The organism is Vibrio sp. Makdt (assembly GCF_027587015.1).
Lineage (GTDB): Bacteria > Pseudomonadota > Gammaproteobacteria > Enterobacterales > Vibrionaceae > Vibrio > Vibrio chagasii_B.
In genome coordinates, this window is the sequence record NZ_JAPPTH010000003.1 from 191,881 (window position 1) to 216,666 (window position 24,786).

Here is a 24,786-nt window from a genome sequence, read left to right on the forward strand (position 1 = left end):
TTCTATCAATCATTACACAACCTTATGTCTTGTTGTGATAACTTGTCGCCTGAATCAGTAACTCGATTGAAAAGGACAAAGCATGAAGTTTATTTGGTTGAAAGTCGTTCTTACCGTACTAGTATTTGCTGCACTGTTTGGCATCGTTTACTACAAAGTCGCCAGTGGTATGTCTTAACTCAATACTATTTCGTACAGCTGTTTCCGTTGCAACGTGATTTTCCAGTTAGCCAGAATGAAATCTTATATCGATTCTTGGCGAACCTCAGGTAGCACCAGTCTGCAAACGGCTTAAATATTGCCCAACGTAATGGCGCATAAAGCCAACCTTTTCCTACTAGGTTCCATGCTTGGTAGGTCACATCTAACCCAAGTAGTAGCTTTCCGTTCTCATCAAGAGCATGCAGCACTGTGTTGGCCGCATCCGCATCAATCTGAGGATAGTTGGCAAACGCTTCGCTGTAGATATCGATAGTCTGGATCTTCCCCTCAGTGTCGTACTTGGCGAGCGCAGCCATCTCTTTGGCACACAGTGGACACGTTCCGTCATAAAATATCGTTAATTCAGTCATTGATTTCTTTACTATTTTTGCCATTTTCAAACTATACGCGAATGTTGATTAGGTGGATCATTCTGCCTACATATCCGACACTGTCAGTGTGACGACTGTTTTACGATATCATCTCGAGGTAACATCCGTTCCATGCAATTAGAAATTAAGAGTCGAATTTACATGACAACAAAGTTAATCAACCGTTTGATCCTCACCTGTACAGCACTCATTCTGAGTGGCTGTGTCAGCTACAGCATTACCGAGCAAGAGATGACAGAATATCTTGCTGACTCAGTCATGCTCGAACAAGAGGTTGGTGTACAAAGTGTGATGTACGCACAAGTGGCAGTTGATGACTTAGCGGTACAAATTGGTCGAGCTGATGCCGAGCGAGTGTCTGTTCTGGCGAATACCAATGCAAAGGTTCAAGTGTTTAACATGCCAAACATGGGGCTAGATCTGGATATCGAATTCAGCGCGATTCCCGAATACGACAAAGAGAGTGGTGAGGTCTACTTAAAGTCTCTGCGTCTAGAACGCTTTGAGGAAAAGGGAAAGCAGCTTTCTCCTGAGATAGAGAAGTTACTTAAGCCTGCCGTTTCTATGATTGGTTTTGCTTTGTCCCAGTCACCGGTTTACAAATTGGACAGCAACAAGGTTCAAGAGTCATTGATCAAGTCATCGGAACCTAATCTAGTGATTAAAGACAACAAGCTGGTCATCGAGTTATTTGATTAACCCTTCCCGTTTAGCTTGGACTCAGATTTAAAACACAATGGCTGCCGATTTGGTGGCCATTTTTGTTTGTGTTGAACAAGCAATACTTCTGTTTTTAGGCTGTCTATTATGCTTGTTTTCACTGGTTCATTTATTGAATTCGCCGCGTATCTCACCTTTACTTTACTCTTGTGAGCAAGTCATCGCTTCAGTCATCAAATCATAATAAAGAAAAGGTGAACGAACTATGAAGAATCCAGTAATAGCGGATAACAAGCCCGCTAAGGTCGAGCTAACCGAGGGCGAGGAGTATTACTTCTGTACCTGTGGCAAATCGAAAAACCAACCGTTTTGTGATGGTTCTCATGCAGGAACGGGCTTCAAACCAAAGAGTTTCGTGGCCGAGGAAACCGGCGACGCTTACCTGTGCCGCTGTAAGTATTCGAACAACCTCCCTTTTTGCGATGGAACTCATAAACAGTTCACTACAGAGCAAGTTGGGCAAGAAGGCCCTGAAGTTCACATTCAAGCGACAGCCCCTGATTTATCTCCTGCAGCAAGCGCAACCAAAGAAGAGCCTACCGTGGAGTTTATTCACCAACTGGCGCGTGATGGCTTGTCCAAAGTGGGTCACCATGGGCCAATGACTTCAATGGGCGTCCCAAGACATCTATTACCTCACTGGGATGATATTCAAGTGATGGTTGCACAAATGGCGACCAAGCCTTTATTGGAAAACGTGCCGGTTGGCACTGAACTGATTATTGGGCCAAAAGCGAAAAAGCCGCTCAAATTGGACATCTCTTTGTTTGTGTCGGACATGAGTTTTGGCTCGCTCTCTGAAGAAGCAAAAGTCTCCTTGGCGAAAGGCGCTGAACTTGCAGGAACAGGCATCTGCTCGGGTGAGGGTGGTATGCTGCCCGAAGAGCAAGCGGCGAACTCACGTTACTTTTACGAACTAGCCAGTGCACAATTTGGTTACGATGAATCTAAGCTCAAAAATGTCCAAGCCTTCCATTTTAAAGGTGGGCAGGGTGCCAAAACCGGAACAGGCGGTCACCTACCGGGTGCGAAGAACATTGGCAAGATAGCAGAGGTGCGTGGCATTGAAGCGGGTACCGCCGCGATTTCCCCACCCACCTTTGTTGATCTAAAAACCGTCGAGGATTTCAAAAATTTCGCCGACCGAGTTCGAGATGTGACGGGCGGGATCCCGATTGGCTTTAAGTTGAGTGCCAATCATATTGAAGAGGATGTTCAGTTTGCGCTTGATGCCAGTGCCGATTACATCATTTTGGATGGTCGAGGCGGTGGTACTGGGGCGGCGCCAGAAATGTTCCGTGACCATATTAGTGTGCCGACCATTCCAGCGCTTGCTCGTGCCAGAGCCTATCTAGACAAGCAAGGCGTAAGTGACAGAGTCACCTTAATCATTACTGGTGGGCTTCGTGTTCCGATGGACTTCGTAAAAGCGATGGCGCTTGGCGCTGATGGAGTCGCTATCTCGAACAGTGCCATGCAGTCGATAGGTTGTGTTGCCGCCCGAATGTGTAACACCAATAATTGCCCAGCGGGTATCGCGACTCAAAAAGCCGATTTACGCCAACGGTTAAATGTTGAGAAGGCATCGAATCAATTGAAGAACTTTTTCGAAGCTTCGACTGAATTGATGCAAGTGATGGCGAGAGCTTGTGGTCATGATCATTTGAATCAGTTTAACCCTCACGATCTAGCAACATGGAATCGCGAAATGGCCGAGCTATCCGGGGTCGCTTACTCTGGGGTCAGTCCATTAAACCAACTTAAGTAAATAATACTTCGATAAAGCACACTCACTGTATTTTGAGTGTGCTTATTATTGCCTGTGCAATGCCAAACTATGTTTAACCCTTCGTAATTAACTGCTTTATAAGTATTTTTAAATTATTTCCTGTTTTTTGAAAATATCGCTTTACCTCAAGTTAACTTGAGGTTTTATCATCATCCCCAATCTAAAAACATAAACCATCACCTTGTCATTTTTGAGCGTTGTCAGCTTGGAAGACGTCAGTCATTATGTGATGAAAACAAATCAGGGGTTAGGTATGGAACAGCGTCAAGTCACCGAATATTTTTCAAGAATTGGTTTATCTCAACCGAGCGATACCACAATCGAAAACCTAATAGCGATCCATAAGCATCAACACCGAACCATTCCGTTCGAGAATTTTGATGTGGTTCAGGGGCTGCCTATTCAACTGTCTCAAGAGGCATTGCATGAAAAGCTGGTGGTTAATCAGCGAGGGGGTTATTGCCAAGAACTTAATGGGTTGTTGTTGAATGTGTTAACTCATATGGGCTTTGAAACGAGAAGTTTACTTGGCCGAGTTCACCTAGCTGGCGAGCCGACAGGGCGTAGCCATCGAGTGACATTGGTGACGATTGAAGGCAAAAAGTGGTTAGTGGATTCGGGCTTTGGCACCTTTACCCCTCGTGCTCCATTGCTGATTGAAACCAATATTGAGCAGTCTAATGACTTACAAACTTTTCGTTTTATCGAAGATGAACGATATGGCTTCTTACTGCAGATAAAGCAGGGTGAAGAGTGGATGAACGTGTACAGCTTAGACATGACGTATGTGGGTGCCAACGACCTAGAGTCGAGCAACTTCTTCACTTCAAACAGTCCGAAATCCATTTTTACATCAAACTGTATTGCGGCACTGCCGATTGAAGGTGGGATTGTCACGCTGCTTAACCAGAAAATTAAAATTAGCAAAAATGGCTCAACAGAAGAGTGGTTACTTGAAGACGAGCCTACGTACCTTGCTGCATTACAAACGTACTTTGGTTTAGCGCCAAATGTGCCTTTTCAAACTTTAGAGAAATGTTTCTAACCAAATTCGAGGATCAACAATGAAAGTATTAGCAATTGGCGCAACCAACAGTAAAGCATCGATTAACCAACAATTGGCAGCGTACACCGCAAGCTTAGCCGAGGGTGCGCAAGTAGAGGTGCTCGATCTTAATGATTTCGAGATGCCCATTTACAGTGAAGATAGAGAAAAAGAGTCTGGCGTTCATCAACACGCGCTGCGTTTTTTTAGCAAGATTGGCGAAGCTGATGCTGTGGTCATCTCTTTTGCAGAGTACAACGGTTCATACACCGCAGCCTTTAAGAATGTGTTTGATTGGACATCACGAATCGACATGAAAGTGTACCAAGGCAAACCTGTTGTTATGCTCTCCACGTCACCAGGCCCTGGCGGCGCAAGCTCTGTTTTTCGTCTGCGGTAAATTCGGCACCTTACTTTGATGCTGATGTGAAGGGGTCGATGTCGGTGCCAAGTTTCTATGACAACTTTAATGTAGAAACGGGTGAGATCATCAATGCCGAAATGGCCGAGAGCCTGAAATCGATCATGAGTCAGATTTAGAGAGCGAGAACACCACAATAAAACAAAGCAGCCATGTTCACGATTGCTTTTCATTGCGCCCGTTGTCAAAGTTTAAGGACATTAATTGGTTAAGGTAACAATAGGTCGCTATTCTAAAGTTAAAGTAAGCTTTAAATATTTTATGATCTCAAGGATAGCGTAACAATGAGAAACATCGTATACCTGAGCATTGGCCAGTTGGCAGAACGCAGTGGCGTGGCTCCTTCGGCCTTACGCTTTTACGAAACCAAGGGGTTGATTGCTTCGATTCGTACTAACGGAAATCAGCGCCGTTATCAGTCGGCGATGTTGAGACGAATTGCGTTGATCCAAGTTGCGCAGTCGATAGGCTTCACGCTGGAAGAGATCACCGAAGAATTATCGACACTGCCGATGAACCATACCGCGACTAAGCGAGATTGGGAGCGCGTTGCTAAGAAGTGGCAGGGTCAACTCGACAGCAAAATGGCGCAGATTAAATCACTACAAGAGAACTTAACCGGCTGTATCGGTTGCGGGTGCTTGAGTATGCAAAAGTGCAACTTGTTAAATCCTGATGATATCTTGCATGACCAAGGGCAGGGCGCACAACGGATCGTTGATTAGCCCTGACTTAAGGTTCCCTATCTGAGATCGTCGAACCCAATGCACTCAATCTGATGGTCAGCCAACCACTGTTTTAGCGCAGGGCTAGTGAGCAGTTGATGCTCTTCGACTCGTTTATCACTGTAACTTGATAGGGACTTAAGCTGTTCACTTGCCACTGATGAAGGGTGACACATTAACTCAAGTACACCGTTAGGCATCATAGCTTGGTAACTCAGTAATAAATCTTTCAGGCCATTCAGCGATACGCCTTGGTCAAAGAAACGCATGTCGAAAGCATCCGGCGTTGGCACTTGCAGTGTATCTTGGCCACTCAAGATGTTATCGATTCGTCTGACTGGAAGACCAATACGATTCACTGTGCGGGTAAACGCTGCTTTTAGAGGTTTAAACACACCACCAAAGTGATGACTGTCGATATGGTTGATCTCTAAACCTGCATCGAGGGCGGCTTGATATTGCGCGTTGAGTTCAAGCACCACCTCATCTTCATTCACATCTGATTTATCGAACAGAGTAATATTGCTAAAGAAGTGGCCGTATTCGTCGACTAAGCTCGGAACTAACTCTCGTGACGTCAATGGTTTGCCTGCGGTGACCGTAAAGTGCAAGCCAACTTCAGGGACCAAACCTTGATGATAGAGCTCAATCGCGTGCTGTGTACCCGGTTGATTCATCATGATGGTGGTCGACTTAACCAAACCCGCCTTAAAGCAGTCGACGATGCCGTGGTTCACGCTTTCAGTGAGGCCGAAATCATCGGCGTTGAGTATTAATTTCATCATGACCTCTTATTAAAAGATTTGTGTTCAATATCTTGAATGAGCTCTGCTGTCACTGAGCTCACTTACTGTTATCACTGAGCTTATTAGCTGTTATCACCGAGCTTATTGGCTGCTAACAAAGGCTACATTAAGCGAGTCGATAAGCGAACGCAGGCATGAAGTCTAAGTTCTCGCGAATGGTTTCTTGCAAAGCCTCGTCGATATGCGAACCACTATCAACGATAGGGTTTAAGATCAGAGCACGTTTTGCTGTTGCGATGTCACCCGTCATCGCTGCTTTAACGGTCAGAGTTTCAAACTCTTTCATCTGTTGTATCAAGCGCAGCGTGTCGCTATCAAAAGGTTCAACGTTCAGTGGCAGGATCGCACTGCTGGTGATTACCGAACTTACTTCTACCGCGCAGTCATGGGGTAACCCTTGAATCGCACCATTGTTGCGAGTGTTGACGTGCATGATAGAACGTTTGTTATTGTGGATACTGCTCATGAGCTCACAGGCCGCTTCAGAGTAGTAAGCACCACCTCGTTCTTCTAACAATTTAGGCTTGGTATCGAGCATGGGATCTTTGTAGACCTCTAACAACTGATGTTCAACCTTGGCAACTAAGTCTGCGCGATTGGTGCTGTTTTCAGACGCAGTAAATTCTTTGTCTAAGATGTCTCTGGATTGGTAGTAGTAACGTAGGTAAGCACAAGGAACGATGTTCAGAGAACGAATCAATTCAGCGTCCCATTCAAAGGGAGGGATGTTCTTTGGCATCATTTGATCGTTACCACCGAGGAGTTGCTCGATGAGTTCTCCCAATTTATCTTCTCCTTTATGAAGCACCTTACGAGCCCAAACTAGGTGGTTTAATCCGGCGATTTGCATCGTCATATCTTTACGTTCTGCACCAAGCATTTTCGCCGCGCCTAGCTCCATGTTGACGGGAACGTTACATAGACCAACGGTTTTAATGGTTGAGTGCTTAATCAGTGCTTCCGTTACCATGCCTGATGGGTTGGTGAAGTTGAGTAACCACGCATTTGGACACAACACTTCCATCTCTTTCGCTATCTCGAGTGCAATCGGAATGGTTCGGCAAGCATTAGAGAAGCCACCTAAACCATTGGTCTCTTGGCCGATCATGCGATATTTCAGAGCAATCCTCTCGTCACGTAATCTTGCTTCTATTCTTCCTGCGCGAAACTGTGAGCAGACAAAATCCGCGTCCTTCAGGGCTGCTTTTCGATCTGTGGTGAGGTGAACATTAATCTCACAGCCCGATTTGTTTATCATTCGCTTGGTGAGCGCCGCGATTATCTCTGCTTTTTCCATGCCTTGTTCGATATCGACTAACCACAGATCAGAGATAGGTAATTCGTGATGGCGCTTGAGCAGTCCTTCAACGAGCTCTGGGGTGTAACTTGAGCCACCACCAATCACAGTTACTTTGAGTTTTTGATTCTGTTGCATGCTGTTCATCATTTAATGTTGTAGATTACTTGGTTTAATTTATATGATGGTTACATACACCGACAAACCAGTTGTGACGACTTATGAATTAGTGAGGTTAATGCATGGGGCTATTCGAAAATCGCCAACAAACTCTTTCACTGCTACACACCTTCAGTGTTGCGGCTAAACATCTAAGTTTTACACTTGCCGCCGATGAGCTCTTCTTAACTCAGGGAGGGGTCAGCCATCGCATCAAAAAACTCGAACAACAACTGAAGTTCAATCTGTTTGTGCGCAAGACAAGAAAGCTCGAACTGACGCCAGAAGGTCAGCGCGTGTTATCCATGTTGAACGTGTCGTTTGAGTCTATCTTTTCCGAACTCATGGATATTCAAACGGGTGAGCTAAGCGGGGAGTTGTACATCGCGACATCGCCTTATTTCGCTTCCTCGTGGTTGATGCCGCGTTTGCCCGAATTCAGACGCTTGTATCCGAATCTAAGCATCAAACTGCAAACCAAACAGAGCCAGTCAGACTTCCAGTTTGAACCTTATGACGTGGCAATTTTCTATAGCGAAGGCCATTACCCAAACCATTACAGCGAGCGATTATTCAGTGGAGTAAGAACCCCAGTGTGCAGCCCTGAATACGCGAAACGCTTCAAACTAGACCAAGGCATTCAACACTTAGACGATGTTCGTTTCATTCACAGTGGCGATATCACTGCCTGGCAACGTTGGTTGTATGAAGCTCAAAGTGATACCAACTGCGCGCTTCAGTGTGACTATTACAGCGATAACCGCTTGGCGATGGATGCGGCGATATTATCGATGGGGCTAGCTCTAGGGCGGTTAGAGTTCATGACACCGCAGATTGAACAAGGCTTGTTGGTCGCACCTCTTATGAGCATTGAATCGGGCAAAGGATATGATTTAGTGTGTCCGAAAGGCATGGAGCAACGAACTAAGTTTCAGGTGTTTGCTCAATGGGTTAAGCAACAGTTGTGACCGAATTGCGTGCCTAGACAAACACAAACGATAGGTCTAGTGTAGGTGGTTCTTTCAATAAAAGAAGAGGTTAGTTATGTTCAGCCATGTTTTTCTCGGTACCGAAGATATTGAACGCGCGAAGGCTTTTTATGACCCAATCATGAAAGTGCTTGGTTACAGTGAAGGTTCCGTTGACCCTAAAGGGCGCTGTGTTTACGTTAGCCAAACTGGTGTATTAGGTTTAACCAAACCGATTGATGGTCAGCCTGCAACGCACGGCAATGGTATGACGATCGGCTTCCTAGCGTCTTCTCCTGAACTGGTGGACGAATGGCATCGAGTTGGCGTCGAAAATGGCGGCACCAGTATTGAAAACGGCCCCGGAGCGAGAGGTTCTGACGAGCGTCGTTTGTACATGGCTTATTTGCGAGATCCTGATGGAAACAAGATCTGTGCAACTCACTTTATGCCGTAGTATATGTTATGCCATAGTGGCGTATGCTTAGATCATATTGATGGTTCGGAGTTGGCGAAGTCGCGGCTCTGAACTTGTTAGCTTCCCGAAGACTCAATATTTTGCAAAGGACTGGCTAGATGAAATCGAATGAACTGTTTTATGAAAGCTTTGAGCGCTGCCGGATTGACCAAGAATTTTTGGAGAGCTTTCTGGCGGATTTTTGCGAGCATAATCCAAGATTTTCAGAACGTTTTGAAAAGATAGGGTTAGAGCAGCAAACCAAGATGCTTAAAGCTTCGATCATCCTTATCTATAACTCTGCTGGTCTACCGAGCGTACGAAACTCGGTGAAAAAGCTTGGGAAGCGACATAAAGATTTAGGAATGGATATCTCTGAGCAAGAACTCAACGAGTGGTTCAATTCGTTGCTCAATACGGTTAAAAAATACGATCCTCACTACGATGAAAGCGTCGAACAAGCATGGACAGAAACGCTCGAGGCCGGCTTATCAATCATGAAGAAAGAGTGCGTAGTCTGAATCCAAAGTAAGCCACGAATCATATGTGGCTTACTTTAGTGTTATCGGTGACTAGATTAGAAGGTAAAGCCAGTTTGAATACCCAATGCTGAATCCTTGGTGTACCAGCTACTTGAACCACCGAACTCATACCAATCAAACCCTACGCGAGTCAGTAGCTTAGAGTTGCCAAAGATCGGCTTTGCTGACTTGTATTCAGCGCCGATACCGTAAGTTAAGCCAAGATCACCATGCGAACCTTTATCAACTTTAGTCTCGTTGCTAGAGCTGATCACCATCTTTGTATCTGAGTGTGAATAGAAAGCGCCGAACTTACCCAAAATAGCAAAATTTTCACTGAAACTGTGTTTGTACACTGGCGTCAACGAGAGCATTAAGGTATCGAACTCTTCTTTTCGGTGTTTTGTCTCGTTGTGGCTGTAATCAAAGTAACTAGATTTGTCATCGACGCTGATAACAAGCAGCGTTGATTCAACATACCAGTTGCTTTGCATGACTTGGCTACCAAATGTGAACTGGCCACCGACATCGCCATCATCCATCCCGAAACCGCCTAGTGCGTACATTTCATTTGATGCAAAAGCTGAAGTTGATGCGATGCCGGTAACTGAGGCAATCGTAAGAGCCGCTAAGATTATTTTTTTCATTGTTTCCACTCTGGTTTGTAAATTTCGGGAGAGGATTCTAGCGATATTTTCAAAATAAAAAACACTGTTCGAATGGGGCGGGAAGGATTAAATAAAGATTAAATATCTCAAGATATAAACCTGTATTTCCATGATCTAAAATTACAATTTTTTAGATGGATTAAATGCGCGTTACGCGAGGGTTACCCTATGATTTAATAGGTTTTCTATGAGGGAGGGCAGTGGATATTTCACGAAGAAAAACCTCTGGCAATGGAGAGCACCACCAGAGGTATGAATCATTTGAGGCTTACGTTTTAATAGAAATTAAATCCAAATGAGCAATATTGGGTTGGCCTAGGTCCTAACACGTTACGAGAATCGGATTAAAAGTGAGCAGCCCAACCAATCAGGAAGCCTTGCGATGCAGTATCGTATTCAAAGGTGCCCTTATTTTCGTAATCAACCCAGGTCGATTTGTAGGCAACATTCAAGTCCGACCAACTGTTTATCTGGTATCGCACGCCAGTTAACAGAGATGAGGTAAAGTTTGTGTCACTACCAAGCCCTGCATCAATGGTTGCGTGAAACTTCCAATCCTTATTGATCTGCGTTATCCATCTCACACCTATTTGGTAATCAACCCAATCTTCATCGAGTGATCGGTCTACACTTAGATTACCACCTGAACCGTAAAGCTTGGCATCAATGTCGTTATCCCACCAACGAAGTCCAAACAGATAATCAATCGTGCCAAAATCGTATTGGTAGCGCTTAAACCCCTTTACATCTAAAACACCTTGTCGGATATCAAGGTTGCCTTTCAATATCTCTAGGTTGCTACCTAACACTGAGTTTGCTTTTCCGCTTAACTTCATGAAGCTGTAGTCAATGTAATAGCCCCACTGATTATCATAGATACCTTCTAATCGCACCATTGCGGTCATATCAAGATGATCCATGATGAATGCAGGATCAACATCGACATCTGCTGACAAGCCACCAATGGTACTGTCCCCACGGATATTGAGCGCAAGCGCGTAAATTTCGAAGCTATGTTGCCACTTTTTTGTGTCCGCTTGTTCACTTGCTTCCTGAGCATTTACGGTTGAACTGGCAGCCAATGCTGATGCAAGTAGGTAACGCCATTTAGCCATATTGATATCCTTATCTTCGATGTGAAATAGCACAAATGTGAATGTGTGTTCTAACTATCCATTTTTCATATATGCAACTTGTATATTGCTGATTGTAGACTATGTTTTTTGAAAAGAGCCAAATTAAAAGAGTAAGGATATGAAGCCACAAAGCGTTTTTTTGATCGTCGCTGTTTTGGGTTTAACACCGATTGCGTTGTCGTACGGTTATGCCCCCGTTGTCTCCCTTGATTATCTTTTCGGAATTGATGCTAGCCCTATCAATGTCACTCATATCTTTCGTGCTGTGATGGGGTTGTACTTAGCGTTGGCTCTGTTTTGGATAGCAGGGGCGTTACTAAAGAAATACCGACTACCAGCACTCTACAGTTTGGTGGTCTTCATGTTGGGTTTGGCTGCCGGCCGAGTCATTAGCTTGTTGATAGATGGCATGCCTCACTGGCTACTTGTCGTCTATTTACTATTGGAGCTTGGCTTTGGTTTGGTAGGAATAAAAATGGTTCACAAAGAGCAATCTGAAACAGAATAAGGACATTCTATGAAAAGGATTTTCCACCTTGTTGTGATGAGTGTGTTGAGTAGCTTTTCACTATCGGCATGGTCAGCACAAGAGCAACCGAATATTTTTGTTATCTTCACGGATGATATTGGGATCTCAAACCTGAGTGCTTATCACAATGGTGTGATGAGTAGTGAAACACCAAACATCGACAGCATTGCCGAGAAGGGAATGCTACTGACAGATTATTATGCGCAGCCATCGTGTACGGCTGGGCGCTCTGCATTCTTAACGGGGCAGTTACCAGTGCGAACGGGTATGCACACGGTGGGCTTACCGGGTGGGCCTGTTGGGCTGCATGCGGATACGCCAACACTACCAGAAATCCTCAAAACCATGGGCTACGTGACAGGTCAGTTTGGTAAAAACCACTTAGGTGACCGTGATGAGTTCTTACCAACAATGCACGGCTTCGATGAGTATTGGGGCTGGTTGTATCACCTGAATGCGATGGAATACACCGAAGATCCAGACTGGCCAAAAGACGGTTCGTTAGATGCTTTTGCGCCTCGCAATGTGATTTACGCGAAATCCGATGGTAAAGGCGGACAAACCATTGAAGACGATGGCACGCTAACTATCGAGCGTATGCGCACACTAGATGATGAAGTAAATAAACACGCGATCAACTTCATCGAAAGGGCGGTTGAAGCGGATAAGCCATTCTTCACTTGGTACTGTCCATCACGTGGTCACGTTTGGACGCACCTTTCACCTGAATACGAAGCCATGCTTGGTCAGAATGGGTGGGGACTTCAAGAAGTGGTGATGAAAGATCTTGATGATCATGTTGGCGAGATGATGGCGAAAATGGAGGAGCTCGGCATTGCTGATAACACCATCATTATTTTCACGGCTGATAATGGCCCCGAAATCATGACTTGGCCTGATGGTGGTATGACACCATACCACGGTGAGAAAGGCACGACTTGGGAAGGTGGCGTTCGTGCTCCAGCTCTCGTTAGTTGGCCAGGTAAGATTCCAGCGGGTAGTGTGGGTAACGGCATCTTTGATGGTATGGACTGGCTACCGACACTTGTTGCAGCTGCGGGGGGCCCTGCCGATCTGAAAGAGAAAATGCTAAAAGGTCACGATGGCTTTAAAGCACACCTTGATGGTTACAACCAAGTGGATATGCTGACTGAGAAAGGCGAGTCAAACCGTAAAGAGATCTACTACTACGAACGAGATAAGCTACAAGCGGTTCGAGTAGGAGATTGGAAGGCGCACTTCATCGTGCAAAATCACGGTTGGAGTGGTCCTAAAGAAGAGCTAAACGCCCCATTACTGTTTAACTTACGTCGTGACCCATACGAGCGAGCGGCGGAAGAGTCGGGCATGTACTTGAAGTGGATGGGGCAAAAAATGTGGGCATTTGGTCCTGCACAAGCTGCTGTCCAACAACATCTAGCAACCTTCCAAGAGTGGCCTCCAGTGACGCCTGATTCTCCGGCAGAGAAGACCGGTGGTGTAGGTAACTAGTTAAATATCATAAAAAATCCCGCTCACACTGAGCGGGATTTTTATTTGAATGCGTCTTAACGTTGGTTCTATTTTAGCGTCGTGTTTCGTTCAATAAACTTCACTGGCACCATCAGCTTAACCAAGCTTGTGTCTTGCTCTTGAATCTGGCTAACGACAATTTTCACTGATTCACGCGCAAGGCGTCTGAAATCTTGCTTAAAGGTAGTGAGTTGGTAGTTCAGCCATTGAGTCTGCGGGATATCATCAAAACCAATCACTTGAAGATCTTCTGGAATACGCAGGTTGAACTCTAAGCGCGCCACATCCATTACCGCCATCGCGAGGTTATCTGTCGCACAGAAAATCGCTTGAGGATGTGTGGGTTCTGAAAACAGAGTCCGAATGGTATCTAGAGCATCAAGGTAGTCATAGTCAGCTTCAATCACGCGAGCTTGCTTGCCCGTTAGCTCTTCGAATTCAGAGCAAAAGCCCGATTCACGCTCGCCGTTGGTGTAGGTTGGTACGTTACCTGTCAGGTAAACCGCTGACTTTGTTCCTACGCTATGTAAATGCTGAGCGGCGACTTGGCCTGCGGCGTAGTTGTCACTCACCACATGGCTACTCTTAGTCCCTTCAACAACACGTGCAAACTGGACAATAGGGATGTCGAACTCTTCACACTCTTCATAAAGCGACTTATTAAAGGTCGCCGAAGCAGCAATTACGCCATCAACTCGGTATTGGAAGATATTAGGAATCGAGTGGTTGTCGTTTCCATCAACTTGCCAAGGAATCAATACCGCAGAGTAACCCTGCTTTTGTAGCTCAGTAGAGATAAGCTGCAGAGTTTTCATGTGGATAGGGTAGTCGGCATCTGGGAAAACTAAGCCAATCAATTTGGACTCATTTGTCGTCAGACTGCGGGCAAAGGCATTGGGACGATAATTCAACGATTTTGCTGCATCGAACACTTTCTGCTTGGTCTTTTCAGACACTGAACTGCCCGGGACAAATACACGAGAAACAGTAGATTGAGAAACGCCAGCCAGTTTAGCGACATCTTTTGAAGTTACGGTTGCTTTGGGTACCGAGGAGTGTTTTGGAGAGTTCATAGACCATGCATTTTAAGCCGAATTAATGGCGTGTAGAGTATCATAAGTAGGTACGTATTCAAAAAAACAATGCACCCAAGTTCTATGTTAAATAAGGCTTAGGTGATGTAATTGGGTTGTAATCTGGGTATAACCCAAAAAGCTCTGCTTCGTTAATGGGATAACGCGGCAGAGCTTTATTTAGGCAGTGGTTATAAGATCTGGTCGTGAGAACCAGAGATTAGAAGTAGTAACGAATACCTGCAGCGAACTGGTCATCACGGTTTTCGAATGTGTTACCAACAAGCTGATCTTTGCCTAGGTCGAATTGGTACTCAGTCCAAACTAGGAACTTGTTTTTCTGGAAATGGTATTCAACGCCAGGAATAAGTAAGTTACGCTCATAACCTTCTGTCTCGTCACCACGGTCTTCCATGTAGTTGTAGTTCAACGTAGGGCGTAGGCCATTTTCGAAGTGGTAGTATGTGTAGATTTCACCACCTAGGGTATCGAACATTACATCGGTGCCGCCTTGGCTCACCGCTTCCCAGTTTTCGCCAACATGGAAAGTCGCACCAGCGTAGAAGCCACCGTTGCTGTAGTTCGCGCCCAACAGCATGATGCGCATGTTGTCGCCGTCTTTCACGCCAATTACGCCTGCATCTAAGTCAGCAACTTCATTTTGGTGGTAAGCTGCACCAAGTGTTATACCATCAACAGGCTTGTAAGTGATCGACGCACCCAGACCGTTTTTCAATGAAGCTGTCCCATTACTTGCTAGTGCAACGTCTTCACGTGTCGTTTGGTAAGTGAAGCCGTAGCTTACTTGGTCGTTGATTGAATTGCGGTAAGTGATGGAGTTTTCAGCACGACCTGTACCTGAAGCAATACCCCAATCAGACAGGTTGTAAACACCTGAGCCACGAGTACCAAAGACACGGCCTAAGTCGGTGTACCATGCTACATCGTAGAAAGTAGACCACTGCTTAGTACCTGCAGCAATCTTGCCGTATTTGTCGTGCTCTACGCCAGCGTATAGAAGTCGGTCGTAAATATTGTCGCCGTTAGCACCTGAATTGTAACCCCATTCGGCATGACCAAAACCGGTCCAGCCGTTATCTAGGCCCATTTGACCTTTGAGGCCGAAACGAGAGCTACCGCTGTTCCATTCTCCGTTATGATCGCCGCCTTTATCTTGGTAACGAACATCAAAACGACCATCCAGTGTTAGGCTATCGCCCGCGTCATTGGTAAAGGTGTGCGCTGCAAAAGCAGAGCCCGAAGTAAGTGCTGTTAAGATCACTGCAGAAAGAATCGACTTTTTCATTGTAATTCTCTTTATTCAGGCCGTAGAAAGCTACCGTGCTTTCAAGCCCGTTATATTAGTAATGGTTTGGCAGGGGGTGCCCATCCGTGAGGCACAAATTGATTATCTTGGGTGGAGCAAGTTGCCGAGGGCGAGAAGGAGCCCTCGGCAGTCATGTTTATCTAGTGTAGGTATGGACTAGATAGACAATAGGACACGGTTACAGTGTTGGGTTCAGGATTGAAGCAGTGCGCTCGAATACATCTAGACCTTGCTGTTTTAGCCAGAAAGGAAGGTCGATCAGTACCCAGTTTTCAGATAGCTTGTCACCGTCACGGTAGTAAACGTCAACTACTTGCATGTCTGCACGTACTTCACCACCCGTCATACCAAGGAAACCACCAGCTGGTGTGTTTGATAGGTTTGGCCAACCGAAGAAGCAAGAGAAGTTACCTTCAGCGAAGCGACAAACGTGACCGTTAAACTTCTTATCTTTCAGGTTGTTACGGAAAGGAAGTTGGTGCTGTTGTTGGTAACGAGGGATAGTGTAAGACGCACCGATACCACAAGGGCCGTACCAGATCATGTCTTTAGACCAGCTCTTCTCTAGTACTTCTGGTGGGCAACCCATTGCGCCGCTGTCGTTAAGTGCAGATAGGTCATCAACCATCTTGTTTACAAGAGCAAGTGTTGCAACGCCTTCTTCTGGAGCTGCATCTTCGAATAGTAGACCGTCGTGGTTACGTGGACCAGGGTAAACGAAGTGCTTACCTGTTGATGGTGGTAGTGGGTAGCAACCCGCTTGATCCATCATGCCTAGTAGGTCTAGGAATAGGCCAGTCTTAGTGATCTTGCCGTCAACAACACAGTTAAATTCTGCGTAGCGAACGTTCATGATTTTACCAGTAGGGCGCATGCCTAGGTATTCAGCGTCGAATAGACCCATGAAGTGACCCATGCTCATTACCCAAATTTCATCTGGATTGATTTCGTTGTTACCACCGATGAAGATATCTTGACGACGCTGCATGCGAGTCATTGATTTCATCATTGGAGCCCAAAATACGTCAGCAGCAGCTTGAGCGCCTTCTTGCTCACGGAATGGGTAGACACCACGCCACAAGTAATCTTCAGAAGTGTGTGCTTTTAGTACTTCAGCAACGTTCTCGTGAGTTGCGTTTTCCATTGCATCAAAGTATTCGCGAACAATGCGCTTAGCTTCTTGATATTTAGACATAATCATTTCTCTTTGTGTTGTCGAGTCAACTTTCGGAACAGGACTCGATTTGGATTTTGATGCCGGCTGACTTGTCAGCCGGCTTTAATTTCTCGTATTTGAATCTCTGAATTTCAGCGTGCGAATTAAGAATTAAGCTTTCGCTGCTTCAGTTTTCTTGCTTTTATCGAAGATGCCGCCTTTCAATGTCTCTGGCAGTGTTAGCCATAGAAGACCAGCAAGAATCCAGACGATTGGTGAACCCCACATCGCAGTTTGTAGGTCGGTACGCTCTTGAATGAAGATAAGTACCATTGGCGCCCACATACCCAGGATACGACCACCGTGGAATAGAGCTGCACCGTAGCTACGTAGATGTGCTGGGAATAGTTCTGAGAAGTAACCACCCCATACCGCTGAAGAAGACAGACCGAAGTTGTAAATCAGGCCAAGTAGAGCCAGCATGTTTAGGCCGCCAATCACCATGTCGCCAGGCGCAACAAAGAAGATTGAAACCATGATGCCCGCCAGGATGAAACCAAATGCGTTCACCTTACGACCGTATTTGTCAGCCGCCCAACCCCAGAACCATGCACCAAACAGTGAACCAAACGCTGAGATAGAGAAGATAAGACCGATGGTTGCACCGTCGAACATACGTACATCACGTAGGTAAGTAGTTACAAAGCCACCGAAGAATTGGAAACCATAGAAGTTAAGGCCAGCCAGTAATAGACACGTTAATGTGATCTTACGGTAAGACTTGCTGAGCATTTCGCCCCAAGAACCTTTCTTTGCTGGCGCATCTGTAGCTTCAGCTTTTGCTTGCTCTTCTTCACCGTAAGCGATCACTTTACTATCGCTTGGTAGAACAAAGATCATCACTACTGCTGCTGCCAACGGTGGGATACCACCTACAAGCATTAGGCTTTCCCATGGCGCATCGATGCTTGAAATGAATGCTGCATACGCACCCATTACCATCAGAGCAACAGAGAACATAGAAGATGCAAATGCGGTCAACTTACCACGCACATTCGGTGTGAATAGGCCGATCATCAGGCTTACTGCTACTGTGAAGTAACCACCCAGCGACAAACCAATGATAAAACGCATTGCAGCCCAAGTTGCGTAGTCGGTGAACATCATGTTGACGATGGTTGCACCACCGTTTAAGGCTGTGATGGCAATAAGAGTGGATTTCTTACCAAATTTTGTTGCGAACCAAGCACAGCTCAAAGCACCAATAAGTGCACCAACCGACTGCCATGTATAGAACTGGGCAGTGTCTGACAGGCTAATACCATCATACGCTTCAACAATGTATGGGCGTACGTAGTCAATAATTACAAAGTTATAACAATAGAAAAAGTAACCAACCAGTATCGCTAGATAGGCAGCTACCCTTTGAATCATAGGAACTTCGCTCATGTGTTTTCTGGTAGTCATGACCGATAAACCTTTATTTCATATAGGGTGTTTATAGTTTTGATTACAGTGTGGGTATGATTAATATCTAGCACACTGTCTTCGTTTCGGTAGAGATAATAGAATTTTTGTGGATATTAGATCCGTGATCGAAGTCAATTTTAAAATGAGTGCGTACCCAATTTGTCTGTTTTGGTGATCTAGATCTCATTAAAGGGCGATTTTGGCCAATTTGAGCGTTTATTCGTCTATCTTAGTGATAATAGTCACAGTTATTGTGGGTTCTTGAGGGAATAAAGACAATTTTCAGTAATATTGGCGGCGAATGATTAGAAGAATACAATAAACGGAATCTCAAAATGGTTACGTACTCAAGTTTTGTGGTAATTGCTCTTTATGTGCTAACTACAATATTTATCAGCTACTTAGTAAACAAGCGTTATAGCGTAGGTGGCGATTTTTCAACTGGTGGAAAACAATTTGGTTGGTTTACGGCAGGTGTGTCGATTCTTGCAACCTACATCAGTGCGATGACGTTCGTGGGCATGCCGGGCTGGGTTTACAGTTCAGGTATGGAAGCAATGAGCGTGCATTTGAATTACCCAATCGTGATCTTTTTTGCGGTGATTTTCTTTGTGCCAGTGTTTTACAAACTGGGACTGACTTCGATTTATGAATACCTAGAGCACCGTTTTGGCATTGTTGCTCGTACGATCAATTCAATCGTGTTTCTTGTCGTTCAATGCATTTCAGCGGGCGTCATTCTCTATGCCGTTGCTTTGATTCTGGTGCAAGTGCTGCCTATCGATATTTCAGAGGCGATCATTTACATCAGCTTGTTTACTGCTTTGTATACATATGCGGGTGGTATCTCAACGGTAATATGGACCGATATGCTGCAGTCGGCGGTGCTGATTATCGGTAGCATTGCGATCTTTGCTTTGTTGCTGATGAAGATTGATGCGGGCGAGGTTTTGTCTCCCGAGCACCTGAATATTATTAACCTCGAATTCGATTTAGGTGTCGACACCACATTATGGGCAGGTTTAGTTGCTGTGAGCTTCTTACACCTGAGTGTATATGGTACTAACCAATTGATTATTCAAAGAACACTCGCGACTAAGTGTGTTAAAACCGCACAAAAGTCGATGCTGCTTTGCGGCTATGGCGCGTTCTTTGTTTATCTGTTCTTTGCTGTGATGGGCGTGTTACTGAGCGTTTTTTATCAAGACAGCAGTTTTGAGAACAGCAACGAAGTGATTCTCGATTTCGTGTTTAACCATACGAATTCAATCATTGTGGGTTTGGTGATAGCAGCATTTTCAGCGGCCGCTATGTCGACGCTGGACTCAACCTATAACTCAATGGCGACCGTTGCGACCTTTGATTTCTATAAGCGATTTTTTCGTAAGCAAGCCTCCGATGCGCATTACGAATCGGTGGCGAGAAAAATGAGCCTTGTTGCCGCCGCTTCGGTGGTGGTACCTGCTTTGTTGGCCGTTTCTAACGAATCGGTGTTGAAAACCATTGCCAGCTTAACTTCGATTTTTGTTGGTATTCGTCTTGGCTCTTTCATTCTTGGTCTGTTCTTTAAACAGGCGAATGAAAAAGGGGTGATAGCGGGCAGTATTGGTAGTGTGGTTGTGGTGTTTATTGCTAAATACAGTGGTATCTCTTGGCCGTGGTTTGCCCTAATTGGCACAGTGGTGTTCTTATTGTTGGGCGTGCTTGTCAGCCGCTTCTGGGGAGAGGTTACACAGCAACAAAACGAATTTATCGCCAAGCAAAAGCATTTGTTCGCCAAGCCGACGGCAAGTCATTATGGTTTGTTGGTCTTCGCTGTGGTGACAGTTGCAGCTTGTACTGTTATTCCTGATTGGCTCTATGCCGTTCTTTCTTAATTGACCGATTTTTTACTGGTATATCTATGTTATCGATCTTTGATATCTACAAAATTGGTGTAGGGCCATCAAGCTCTCACACCAACGGCCCAATGATTGCGGGTTTTCATTTCACTCAATTAGTTGAGGAGAGAATCACGGATGTGGTTCGAGTACAGGTCGACCTTTATGGTTCACTGTCGCTGACCGGAATCGGACACCACACTGATAGAGCCACCATTTTAGGTTTGCTGGGCAATAAGCCGGACACGATAAAAATCTCCAGTGCGAATGAAGCGATGCGCCGCGCAATCGACAGTGGTGAAATGCAGCTGAGTGGTCGCCACACTATCGGTTTCAACTACCAAACAGACATGCTGTTTCATGAGGATAATCTGCCACTGCATGAGAACGGTATGATGATCACGGCGTTTGATAACGCTGGAAACGTGATTATCGATGAAACCTACTATTCAATTGGCGGCGGTTTTATCGCAACCGCTGACGAACTGCAAAATGGTACTCAAACCCAAGTGGTAGAAGTTCCTTTCCCGTTCAAAAACGCCGATGAAATGCTTCAACAAGCTGACAATAGTGGGATGAGCCTCGGTGGCATGATTCTAAAAAATGAAGTGGAGTTCGAAGGCGCTGACATTATTTCAGAGAAAGCGGATCAAATCTGGCGAGTGATGAGTCGTTGTATGGAACGCGGCTTTGAAACCGAAGGCATTCTTGATGGTGGTTTGAACGTAACTCGTCGTGCGCCTAACCTACTGAAAAAGTTAGAAGCGAACGCGGCGGTTGAAAACGACCCAATGGAAATCATGGATTGGATTAACTTGTTTGCGTTTGCGGTTAGCGAAGAAAATGCCGCAGGTGGCCAAGTGGTAACATCACCAACCAATGGTGCGGCGGGCGTTATTCCTGCTGTGTTGATGTACTACCATCGCTTCATTAAACAGTTAGATACTAAGCAGCTGAAAGACTTCTTAGCGGTATCGGGCGCGATTGGTATTTTGTACAAAACCAACGCTTCGATCTCTGGTGCCGAAGTAGGGTGCCAAGGAGAGGTGGGCGTTTCATCTTCTATGGCAGCGGCTGGTTTAACGGCACTTCGTGGTGGCAGTAATGAGCAGATCTGCATTGCGGCGGAAATCGCGATGGAACACTCGTTGGGTATGACGTGTGACCCAATTGGTGGTCTAGTACAAGTACCGTGTATTGAACGAAATGCAATGGGTGCGATGAAGGCGATTAATGCGTCTCGCATGGCATTGAAACGTAACAGTAAATCTTTGATCTCGTTAGATAAGGTCATTGCGACCATGTATCAAACGGGTAAAGACATGAATAAGAAGTATCGTGAAACGTCTCTCGGAGGCTTAGCGCTGATTCATTTAGCTCACCCCTGTGAATAGAAAGCGTAATTAAACGATATTCGTTTCAAACAAAGCCCAGCCCCTAAGTTTCAGAAACCTAGGATGTTGGGCTTTTGTTTTGCTGAAAGAAAAGGGCTGTCAAAAGAAGTGAACTAGTCCTCAAGAGGAAGCTGATAGCTGTTTTTCAGTTCTTTTACTGAGATGTTGGATTGAATCGCGCTCACACCTTTCACTCGTCTTATTGAGCTAATACGCTCAAAGTACTCTTCTAAATCTTTTGCTAACACTTGCACCATGTAGTCGGCACCGCCTGCAATGCAGTGACACATCGGAATCCAATCAGTGACTGCAACAAACTCTTCGAACGGTTCTGTGTTTTCAACTTCGTGGTTTCCGAGCGTGACTAAGGTAAAACCTGCCACATGAAAGCCTAACTTCTTACGATTAAGCTTGGCGGCGTAACCGTCTATATAGCCTGTCTCTTCCATACGTTTCCATCGGCGCCAGCAAGGGGTTTCGCTGAGGTTTACCTTCTCGGCGAGCTTACTGTTACTCATGCGCCCGTCTTGTTGAATATGTCCTAAGATAGCGATATCTGTGTCATCTAACACTTCTTTGGTGGATTCTTTCTGTTTCATGGTTGTTTTGGGAAAATTTTGCTCAAATTTGCATTAATATTAGCCTATATAGCAATTTAATTCCTAGTCGAATCTGTAAACTCTCTCCCTATCAATACTTTACTTATTAGGAGTGAGAGGAAATGAGCTCTCAATTAATGCTGGCGTTTTTGCTATTTTCAACATCGATTGCAATTACACCTGGGGCAGGAAATATCGCATTACTTGGGATTTCAAGTCGTTACGGGTTTGCTGCAACTTTGCCTTTTATCTCTGGGAACGCTTTTGGCATCATCATCGTACTGGCGGGATCCAGTGTCGGTTTGGTGAGCCTGTTCACTCTTTACCCAGAGCTATACAACATTTTGAAGTACGCAGGTGCGGCTTATTTGTTGTTCATGGCGTGGTCGATTGCCAATATGCAAATCGAAGAGAGTACTACCGATAACCGTTCGGGCTTTGTGTCAGGTGTGTTGGTTCAGGTGTTGAACCCCAAAGGTTGGATTGCTTCGTTAACTGTGTTTTCTCAGTTCATCACTCCGAACGCAGACTATCTGATTCAAGTGGTGACCATTATTGCGGGTATGGTGATTACCGGTGTACCGTGCATGTTGGTGTGGGCGTATTGCGGCACCATGCTTAAAAAGTTGCTGCAATCACCAAAACAGATGATGTTTGTGAACCGTTGCTTGGGTGGAAGCTTAGCGATGGTGGTTGCCTTTATGCTTTATCAACCGGCATAAATTACAAAGAAAAAAACCACTCCTAAATCCATAGGAGTGGCGTCTAAATGTCGACTAAGTCGTTAACAGTAAAGAATTAAGTTAACAAATATTTAAGGAACTTGAGTTAAAAGCTTTAAGCTTTTCAGTGTAAAGGTTAAGCGGTTTCAGCTTCTTTAACTGGAGCTGAGTTACGGATTAGGTGGTCAAATGCGCCTAGACTTGCTTTAGCACCTTCTCCCATCGCAATGATGATCTGTTTGTAAGGTACGGTTGTTACGTCACCTGCTGCAAATACACCTTTCATTGATGTTGCGCCATGAGCGTTAATCTCAATCTCACCGCGTGGTGAAAGCTCAACCTTCGAACCTTTCAACCATTCGCTGTTCGGCATTAGACCGATTTGAACGAAGATACCCGCGAGTTCAATTTGTTTCAGTTCATCCGTGTTACGGTCTTTGTATTCCAGACCGGTTACGCGGTTGCCATCACCCAACACTTGTGTCGTTTGAGCCATTTTGATGATTTCGATGTTTGGTGTTGCGTTCGCTTTATCAATAAGTACTTGGTCAGCGCGTAGAGTGTCTGCAAATTCAAGTACGGTTACGTGTTCCACAATGCCTGCTAGGTCAATAGCGGCTTCAATACCTGAGTTACCACCGCCGATAACGGCTGTTTTCTTGCCTTTGAACAGCGGGCCGTCACAGTGTGGGCAGTAAGCCACGCCTTTGTTGCGGTATTCTTGTTCACCCGGAACGTTCATTTCACGCCAGCGTGCACCTGTACTGGTGATAACAGAGCGAGCTCGTAGTATTGCGCCACTCTCTAATTCAACGTGGATGTAGCCGTCTTTCGTGTCTTCTGCAGCAATGATGTTGGCAGCGCGCTGCTCAGTCATTACTTCAACACCGTACTCTTTTACGTGCTCTTCTAAGCTAGCCACTAGCTTAGGACCTGTTGTTGCTTTCACTGAGATAAAGTTCTCAATTGCCATGGTATCCATTACCTGACCACCAAATCGGTCAGCAACCACACCTGTACGAATGCCTTTACGTGCTGCATAAATTGCTGCTGAAGAACCTGCTGGGCCACCACCCACAACTAACACGTCAAATGGTGCTTGTTGATTTAGGTTTGCTGCTTTCTTTTCCGCTGCACCTGAGTCTACTTTATTAAGGATCTCAGCCAGTGACATACGGCCTTGACCGAATAGTTCACCATTAATGAACACGCTTGGTACTGCCATGATATCGCGAGATTTCACTTCCTCTTGGAATGCTGCGCCATCAATCATGGTGGTCTTAATCAACGGGTTAATCGCTGACATCATGTTGAATGCCTGAACCACTTCTGGACAGTTCTGGCACGATAGTGAGATGAAAATTTCTACATTCAGCTCTTGATCTAATTCTTTAATTTGCTCGATTACGTCAGCTTCAAGCTTGATTGGGTGACCGCCACTGTGAAGCAGTGCCAGTACAAGAGACGTGAACTCGTGACCCATTGGCAAACCGGCGAAACCGATCGCTGTGCCTTTCTCTTCGTTCACTACCTGCATGATAGGGCTGCGCGTGCTTGCGCTATCATCGCGTGTTACTTCAATTTTGTCCGTTAAAGACGCGATGTCGTTTGCTAGGTTTTTGAGTTTGTTTGCGGTATCGCTGTCATCTAGGCTCAGCACTAACTGAACATTGGTTTTTAGGTTTTCTAGGTATGCTTTTAGCTGCTGCTTCATTGCTTGATCTAACATAATCGTGCCTGCTCTTAAATTCTGTGTCTTGGTATTGACCAATACCTTCTTGCTGAAAAAGGAAAATAAAAAGGGGGCGCAAGTCGGCAA

At 45.3% G+C, this 24,786-nt stretch carries 23 protein-coding genes and 1 pseudogene; 13 read left to right on the plus strand and 11 right to left on the minus strand.

All coding sequences use genetic code 11. The features are described 5' to 3' along the window. Positions 1-185 precede the first annotated feature (185 nt). Positions 186-572 carry a thiol-disulfide oxidoreductase DCC family protein gene (locus OH460_RS05045; RefSeq protein ID WP_105059206.1) on the minus strand — a complete coding sequence of 129 codons (387 nt, stop codon included), beginning with the start codon at positions 570-572 and terminating at the stop codon, positions 186-188. Positions 573-734: 162 nt separating this feature from the next. Between OH460_RS05045 and OH460_RS05050 the strand changes: the two genes are divergently transcribed. From OH460_RS05050 to soxR, 5 genes and pseudogenes are all read left to right on the plus strand, one after another. Beyond that, positions 735-1,292 (plus strand): DUF1439 domain-containing protein, encoded by a 558-nt coding sequence (locus tag OH460_RS05050; protein WP_105059207.1) that lies wholly within the window; start codon positions 735-737, stop codon positions 1,290-1,292. A 226-nt stretch (positions 1,293-1,518) separates the two neighbouring features. Further along, positions 1,519-3,081 (plus strand): glutamate synthase-related protein, encoded by a 1,563-nt coding sequence (locus tag OH460_RS05055; RefSeq protein ID WP_269995657.1) that lies wholly within the window; start codon positions 1,519-1,521, stop codon positions 3,079-3,081. A 274-nt stretch (positions 3,082-3,355) separates the two neighbouring features. Then, positions 3,356-4,147 (plus strand): arylamine N-acetyltransferase family protein, encoded by a 792-nt coding sequence (locus tag OH460_RS05060; RefSeq protein ID WP_269995659.1) that lies wholly within the window; start codon positions 3,356-3,358, stop codon positions 4,145-4,147. A gap of 19 nt (positions 4,148-4,166) precedes the next feature. Next, a pseudogene (locus OH460_RS05065) lies at positions 4,167-4,687 on the plus strand (NADPH-dependent FMN reductase). A gap of 165 nt (positions 4,688-4,852) precedes the next feature. After that, the gene (soxR, locus tag OH460_RS05070; RefSeq protein WP_269995661.1) at positions 4,853-5,293 is read left to right on the plus strand and encodes a redox-sensitive transcriptional activator SoxR; all 441 of its coding nucleotides are present in this window, start codon (positions 4,853-4,855) and stop codon (positions 5,291-5,293) included. Between the two features lie 17 nt (positions 5,294-5,310). On the opposite strand, the gene OH460_RS05075 is transcribed toward soxR, so the two are convergent. Together OH460_RS05075 and OH460_RS05080 are read right to left on the minus strand one after the other, a co-directional pair. Continuing rightward, positions 5,311-6,075 (minus strand): carbohydrate deacetylase, encoded by a 765-nt coding sequence (locus tag OH460_RS05075; RefSeq protein ID WP_269995663.1) that lies wholly within the window; start codon positions 6,073-6,075, stop codon positions 5,311-5,313. A gap of 130 nt (positions 6,076-6,205) precedes the next feature. Continuing rightward, positions 6,206-7,534: a 6-phospho-beta-glucosidase gene (locus OH460_RS05080; RefSeq protein WP_269995665.1), complete on the minus strand. Its 1,329-nt coding sequence runs from the start codon at positions 7,532-7,534 to the stop codon at positions 6,206-6,208. A gap of 104 nt (positions 7,535-7,638) precedes the next feature. On the opposite strand from OH460_RS05080, the gene OH460_RS05085 reads away from it, so the two are divergent. The 3 genes from OH460_RS05085 (at position 7,639) to OH460_RS05095 (ending at position 9,501) form a co-directional block, all read left to right on the plus strand. After that, on the plus strand, positions 7,639-8,523 hold the full coding sequence (locus tag OH460_RS05085; protein WP_004736382.1) for a LysR substrate-binding domain-containing protein: 885 nt from the start codon (positions 7,639-7,641) through the stop codon (positions 8,521-8,523). A 76-nt stretch (positions 8,524-8,599) separates the two neighbouring features. After that, positions 8,600-8,980 (plus strand): VOC family protein, encoded by a 381-nt coding sequence (locus tag OH460_RS05090; RefSeq protein WP_105059217.1) that lies wholly within the window; start codon positions 8,600-8,602, stop codon positions 8,978-8,980. Between the two features lie 119 nt (positions 8,981-9,099). Further along, positions 9,100-9,501: a globin gene (locus tag OH460_RS05095; RefSeq protein ID WP_269995670.1), complete on the plus strand. Its 402-nt coding sequence runs from the start codon at positions 9,100-9,102 to the stop codon at positions 9,499-9,501. A gap of 56 nt (positions 9,502-9,557) precedes the next feature. Here OH460_RS05095 and OH460_RS05100 read toward each other — a convergent pair whose 3' ends face one another. Then, the gene (locus OH460_RS05100) at positions 9,558-10,148 is read right to left on the minus strand and encodes a hypothetical protein (RefSeq protein ID WP_269995672.1); all 591 of its coding nucleotides are present in this window, start codon (positions 10,146-10,148) and stop codon (positions 9,558-9,560) included. 365 nt (positions 10,149-10,513) lie between these two features. Next, positions 10,514-11,284: a DUF481 domain-containing protein gene (locus tag OH460_RS05105; protein ID WP_269995674.1), complete on the minus strand. Its 771-nt coding sequence runs from the start codon at positions 11,282-11,284 to the stop codon at positions 10,514-10,516. A gap of 139 nt (positions 11,285-11,423) precedes the next feature. On the opposite strand from OH460_RS05105, the gene OH460_RS05110 reads away from it, so the two are divergent. Next, complete coding sequence (locus OH460_RS05110) at positions 11,424-11,813, plus strand: DUF4345 domain-containing protein (RefSeq protein WP_269995676.1); 390 nt, start codon at positions 11,424-11,426, stop codon at positions 11,811-11,813. Between the two features lie 9 nt (positions 11,814-11,822). Then, positions 11,823-13,325, plus strand: coding sequence for an arylsulfatase (locus OH460_RS05115; RefSeq protein ID WP_269995678.1), 1,503 nt, complete (start codon positions 11,823-11,825; stop codon positions 13,323-13,325). A 68-nt stretch (positions 13,326-13,393) separates the two neighbouring features. Here the strand turns inward: OH460_RS05115 and OH460_RS05120 are convergent, their stop codons facing one another. The 4 genes from OH460_RS05120 to OH460_RS05135 all read right to left on the minus strand — a co-directional run bounded on the left by OH460_RS05120 (position 13,394) and on the right by OH460_RS05135 (position 18,369). Continuing rightward, the gene (locus OH460_RS05120) at positions 13,394-14,419 is read right to left on the minus strand and encodes a LacI family DNA-binding transcriptional regulator (RefSeq protein ID WP_269995680.1); all 1,026 of its coding nucleotides are present in this window, start codon (positions 14,417-14,419) and stop codon (positions 13,394-13,396) included. Positions 14,420-14,639: 220 nt separating this feature from the next. After that, positions 14,640-15,725 carry a porin gene (locus tag OH460_RS05125; RefSeq protein ID WP_269995682.1) on the minus strand — a complete coding sequence of 362 codons (1,086 nt, stop codon included), beginning with the start codon at positions 15,723-15,725 and terminating at the stop codon, positions 14,640-14,642. Positions 15,726-15,924: 199 nt separating this feature from the next. Then, on the minus strand, positions 15,925-16,941 hold the full coding sequence (locus OH460_RS05130) for a nuclear transport factor 2 family protein (RefSeq protein ID WP_269995684.1): 1,017 nt from the start codon (positions 16,939-16,941) through the stop codon (positions 15,925-15,927). 132 nt (positions 16,942-17,073) lie between these two features. Further along, complete coding sequence (locus tag OH460_RS05135; RefSeq protein WP_269995686.1) at positions 17,074-18,369, minus strand: MFS transporter; 1,296 nt, start codon at positions 18,367-18,369, stop codon at positions 17,074-17,076. A 338-nt stretch (positions 18,370-18,707) separates the two neighbouring features. On the opposite strand from OH460_RS05135, the gene OH460_RS05140 reads away from it, so the two are divergent. Further along, positions 18,708-20,249, plus strand: a complete 1,542-nt coding sequence (locus OH460_RS05140; protein WP_269995689.1) for a sodium:solute symporter family transporter — start codon at positions 18,708-18,710, stop codon at positions 20,247-20,249. Between the two features lie 26 nt (positions 20,250-20,275). Continuing rightward, the gene (locus tag OH460_RS05145; RefSeq protein WP_269995691.1) at positions 20,276-21,646 is read left to right on the plus strand and encodes an L-serine ammonia-lyase; all 1,371 of its coding nucleotides are present in this window, start codon (positions 20,276-20,278) and stop codon (positions 21,644-21,646) included. A gap of 113 nt (positions 21,647-21,759) precedes the next feature. Here the strand turns inward: OH460_RS05145 and OH460_RS05150 are convergent, their stop codons facing one another. After that, the gene (locus OH460_RS05150) at positions 21,760-22,245 is read right to left on the minus strand and encodes an Lrp/AsnC family transcriptional regulator (protein ID WP_019825927.1); all 486 of its coding nucleotides are present in this window, start codon (positions 22,243-22,245) and stop codon (positions 21,760-21,762) included. A 122-nt stretch (positions 22,246-22,367) separates the two neighbouring features. Here OH460_RS05150 and OH460_RS05155 point away from each other — a divergent pair, with 122 nt between their 5' ends. Continuing rightward, positions 22,368-22,967: a LysE family translocator gene (locus OH460_RS05155; protein ID WP_123283021.1), complete on the plus strand. Its 600-nt coding sequence runs from the start codon at positions 22,368-22,370 to the stop codon at positions 22,965-22,967. A gap of 136 nt (positions 22,968-23,103) precedes the next feature. Here OH460_RS05155 and ahpF read toward each other — a convergent pair whose 3' ends face one another. Next, positions 23,104-24,696, minus strand: coding sequence for an alkyl hydroperoxide reductase subunit F (ahpF, locus tag OH460_RS05160; RefSeq protein ID WP_269995697.1), 1,593 nt, complete (start codon positions 24,694-24,696; stop codon positions 23,104-23,106). Positions 24,697-24,786 lie beyond the last annotated feature (90 nt).

Excerpts from the sequence above, each read along its gene's own strand:
- OH460_RS05045 (WP_105059206.1), bottom strand. The coding sequence starts at position 572 with ATGACTGAATTAACGATATTTTATGACGGAACGTGTCCACTGTGTGCC.
- OH460_RS05050 (WP_105059207.1), top strand. The coding sequence starts at position 735 with ATGACAACAAAGTTAATCAACCGTTTGATCCTCACCTGTACAGCACTC.
- OH460_RS05055 (WP_269995657.1), top strand. The coding sequence starts at position 1,519 with ATGAAGAATCCAGTAATAGCGGATAACAAGCCCGCTAAGGTCGAGCTA.
- OH460_RS05060 (WP_269995659.1), top strand. The coding sequence starts at position 3,356 with ATGGAACAGCGTCAAGTCACCGAATATTTTTCAAGAATTGGTTTATCT.
- soxR (WP_269995661.1), top strand. The coding sequence starts at position 4,853 with ATGAGAAACATCGTATACCTGAGCATTGGCCAGTTGGCAGAACGCAGT.
- OH460_RS05075 (WP_269995663.1), bottom strand. The coding sequence starts at position 6,075 with ATGAAATTAATACTCAACGCCGATGATTTCGGCCTCACTGAAAGCGTG.
- OH460_RS05080 (WP_269995665.1), bottom strand. The coding sequence starts at position 7,534 with ATGCAACAGAATCAAAAACTCAAAGTAACTGTGATTGGTGGTGGCTCA.
- OH460_RS05085 (WP_004736382.1), top strand. The coding sequence starts at position 7,639 with ATGGGGCTATTCGAAAATCGCCAACAAACTCTTTCACTGCTACACACC.
- OH460_RS05090 (WP_105059217.1), top strand. The coding sequence starts at position 8,600 with ATGTTCAGCCATGTTTTTCTCGGTACCGAAGATATTGAACGCGCGAAG.
- OH460_RS05095 (WP_269995670.1), top strand. The coding sequence starts at position 9,100 with ATGAAATCGAATGAACTGTTTTATGAAAGCTTTGAGCGCTGCCGGATT.
- OH460_RS05100 (WP_269995672.1), bottom strand. The coding sequence starts at position 10,148 with ATGAAAAAAATAATCTTAGCGGCTCTTACGATTGCCTCAGTTACCGGC.
- OH460_RS05105 (WP_269995674.1), bottom strand. The coding sequence starts at position 11,284 with ATGGCTAAATGGCGTTACCTACTTGCATCAGCATTGGCTGCCAGTTCA.
- OH460_RS05110 (WP_269995676.1), top strand. The coding sequence starts at position 11,424 with ATGAAGCCACAAAGCGTTTTTTTGATCGTCGCTGTTTTGGGTTTAACA.
- OH460_RS05115 (WP_269995678.1), top strand. The coding sequence starts at position 11,823 with ATGAAAAGGATTTTCCACCTTGTTGTGATGAGTGTGTTGAGTAGCTTT.
- OH460_RS05120 (WP_269995680.1), bottom strand. The coding sequence starts at position 14,419 with ATGAACTCTCCAAAACACTCCTCGGTACCCAAAGCAACCGTAACTTCA.
- OH460_RS05125 (WP_269995682.1), bottom strand. The coding sequence starts at position 15,725 with ATGAAAAAGTCGATTCTTTCTGCAGTGATCTTAACAGCACTTACTTCG.
- OH460_RS05130 (WP_269995684.1), bottom strand. The coding sequence starts at position 16,941 with ATGTCTAAATATCAAGAAGCTAAGCGCATTGTTCGCGAATACTTTGAT.
- OH460_RS05135 (WP_269995686.1), bottom strand. The coding sequence starts at position 18,369 with ATGACTACCAGAAAACACATGAGCGAAGTTCCTATGATTCAAAGGGTA.
- OH460_RS05140 (WP_269995689.1), top strand. The coding sequence starts at position 18,708 with ATGGTTACGTACTCAAGTTTTGTGGTAATTGCTCTTTATGTGCTAACT.
- OH460_RS05145 (WP_269995691.1), top strand. The coding sequence starts at position 20,276 with ATGTTATCGATCTTTGATATCTACAAAATTGGTGTAGGGCCATCAAGC.
- OH460_RS05150 (WP_019825927.1), bottom strand. The coding sequence starts at position 22,245 with ATGAAACAGAAAGAATCCACCAAAGAAGTGTTAGATGACACAGATATC.
- OH460_RS05155 (WP_123283021.1), top strand. The coding sequence starts at position 22,368 with ATGAGCTCTCAATTAATGCTGGCGTTTTTGCTATTTTCAACATCGATT.
- ahpF (WP_269995697.1), bottom strand. The coding sequence starts at position 24,696 with ATGTTAGATCAAGCAATGAAGCAGCAGCTAAAAGCATACCTAGAAAAC.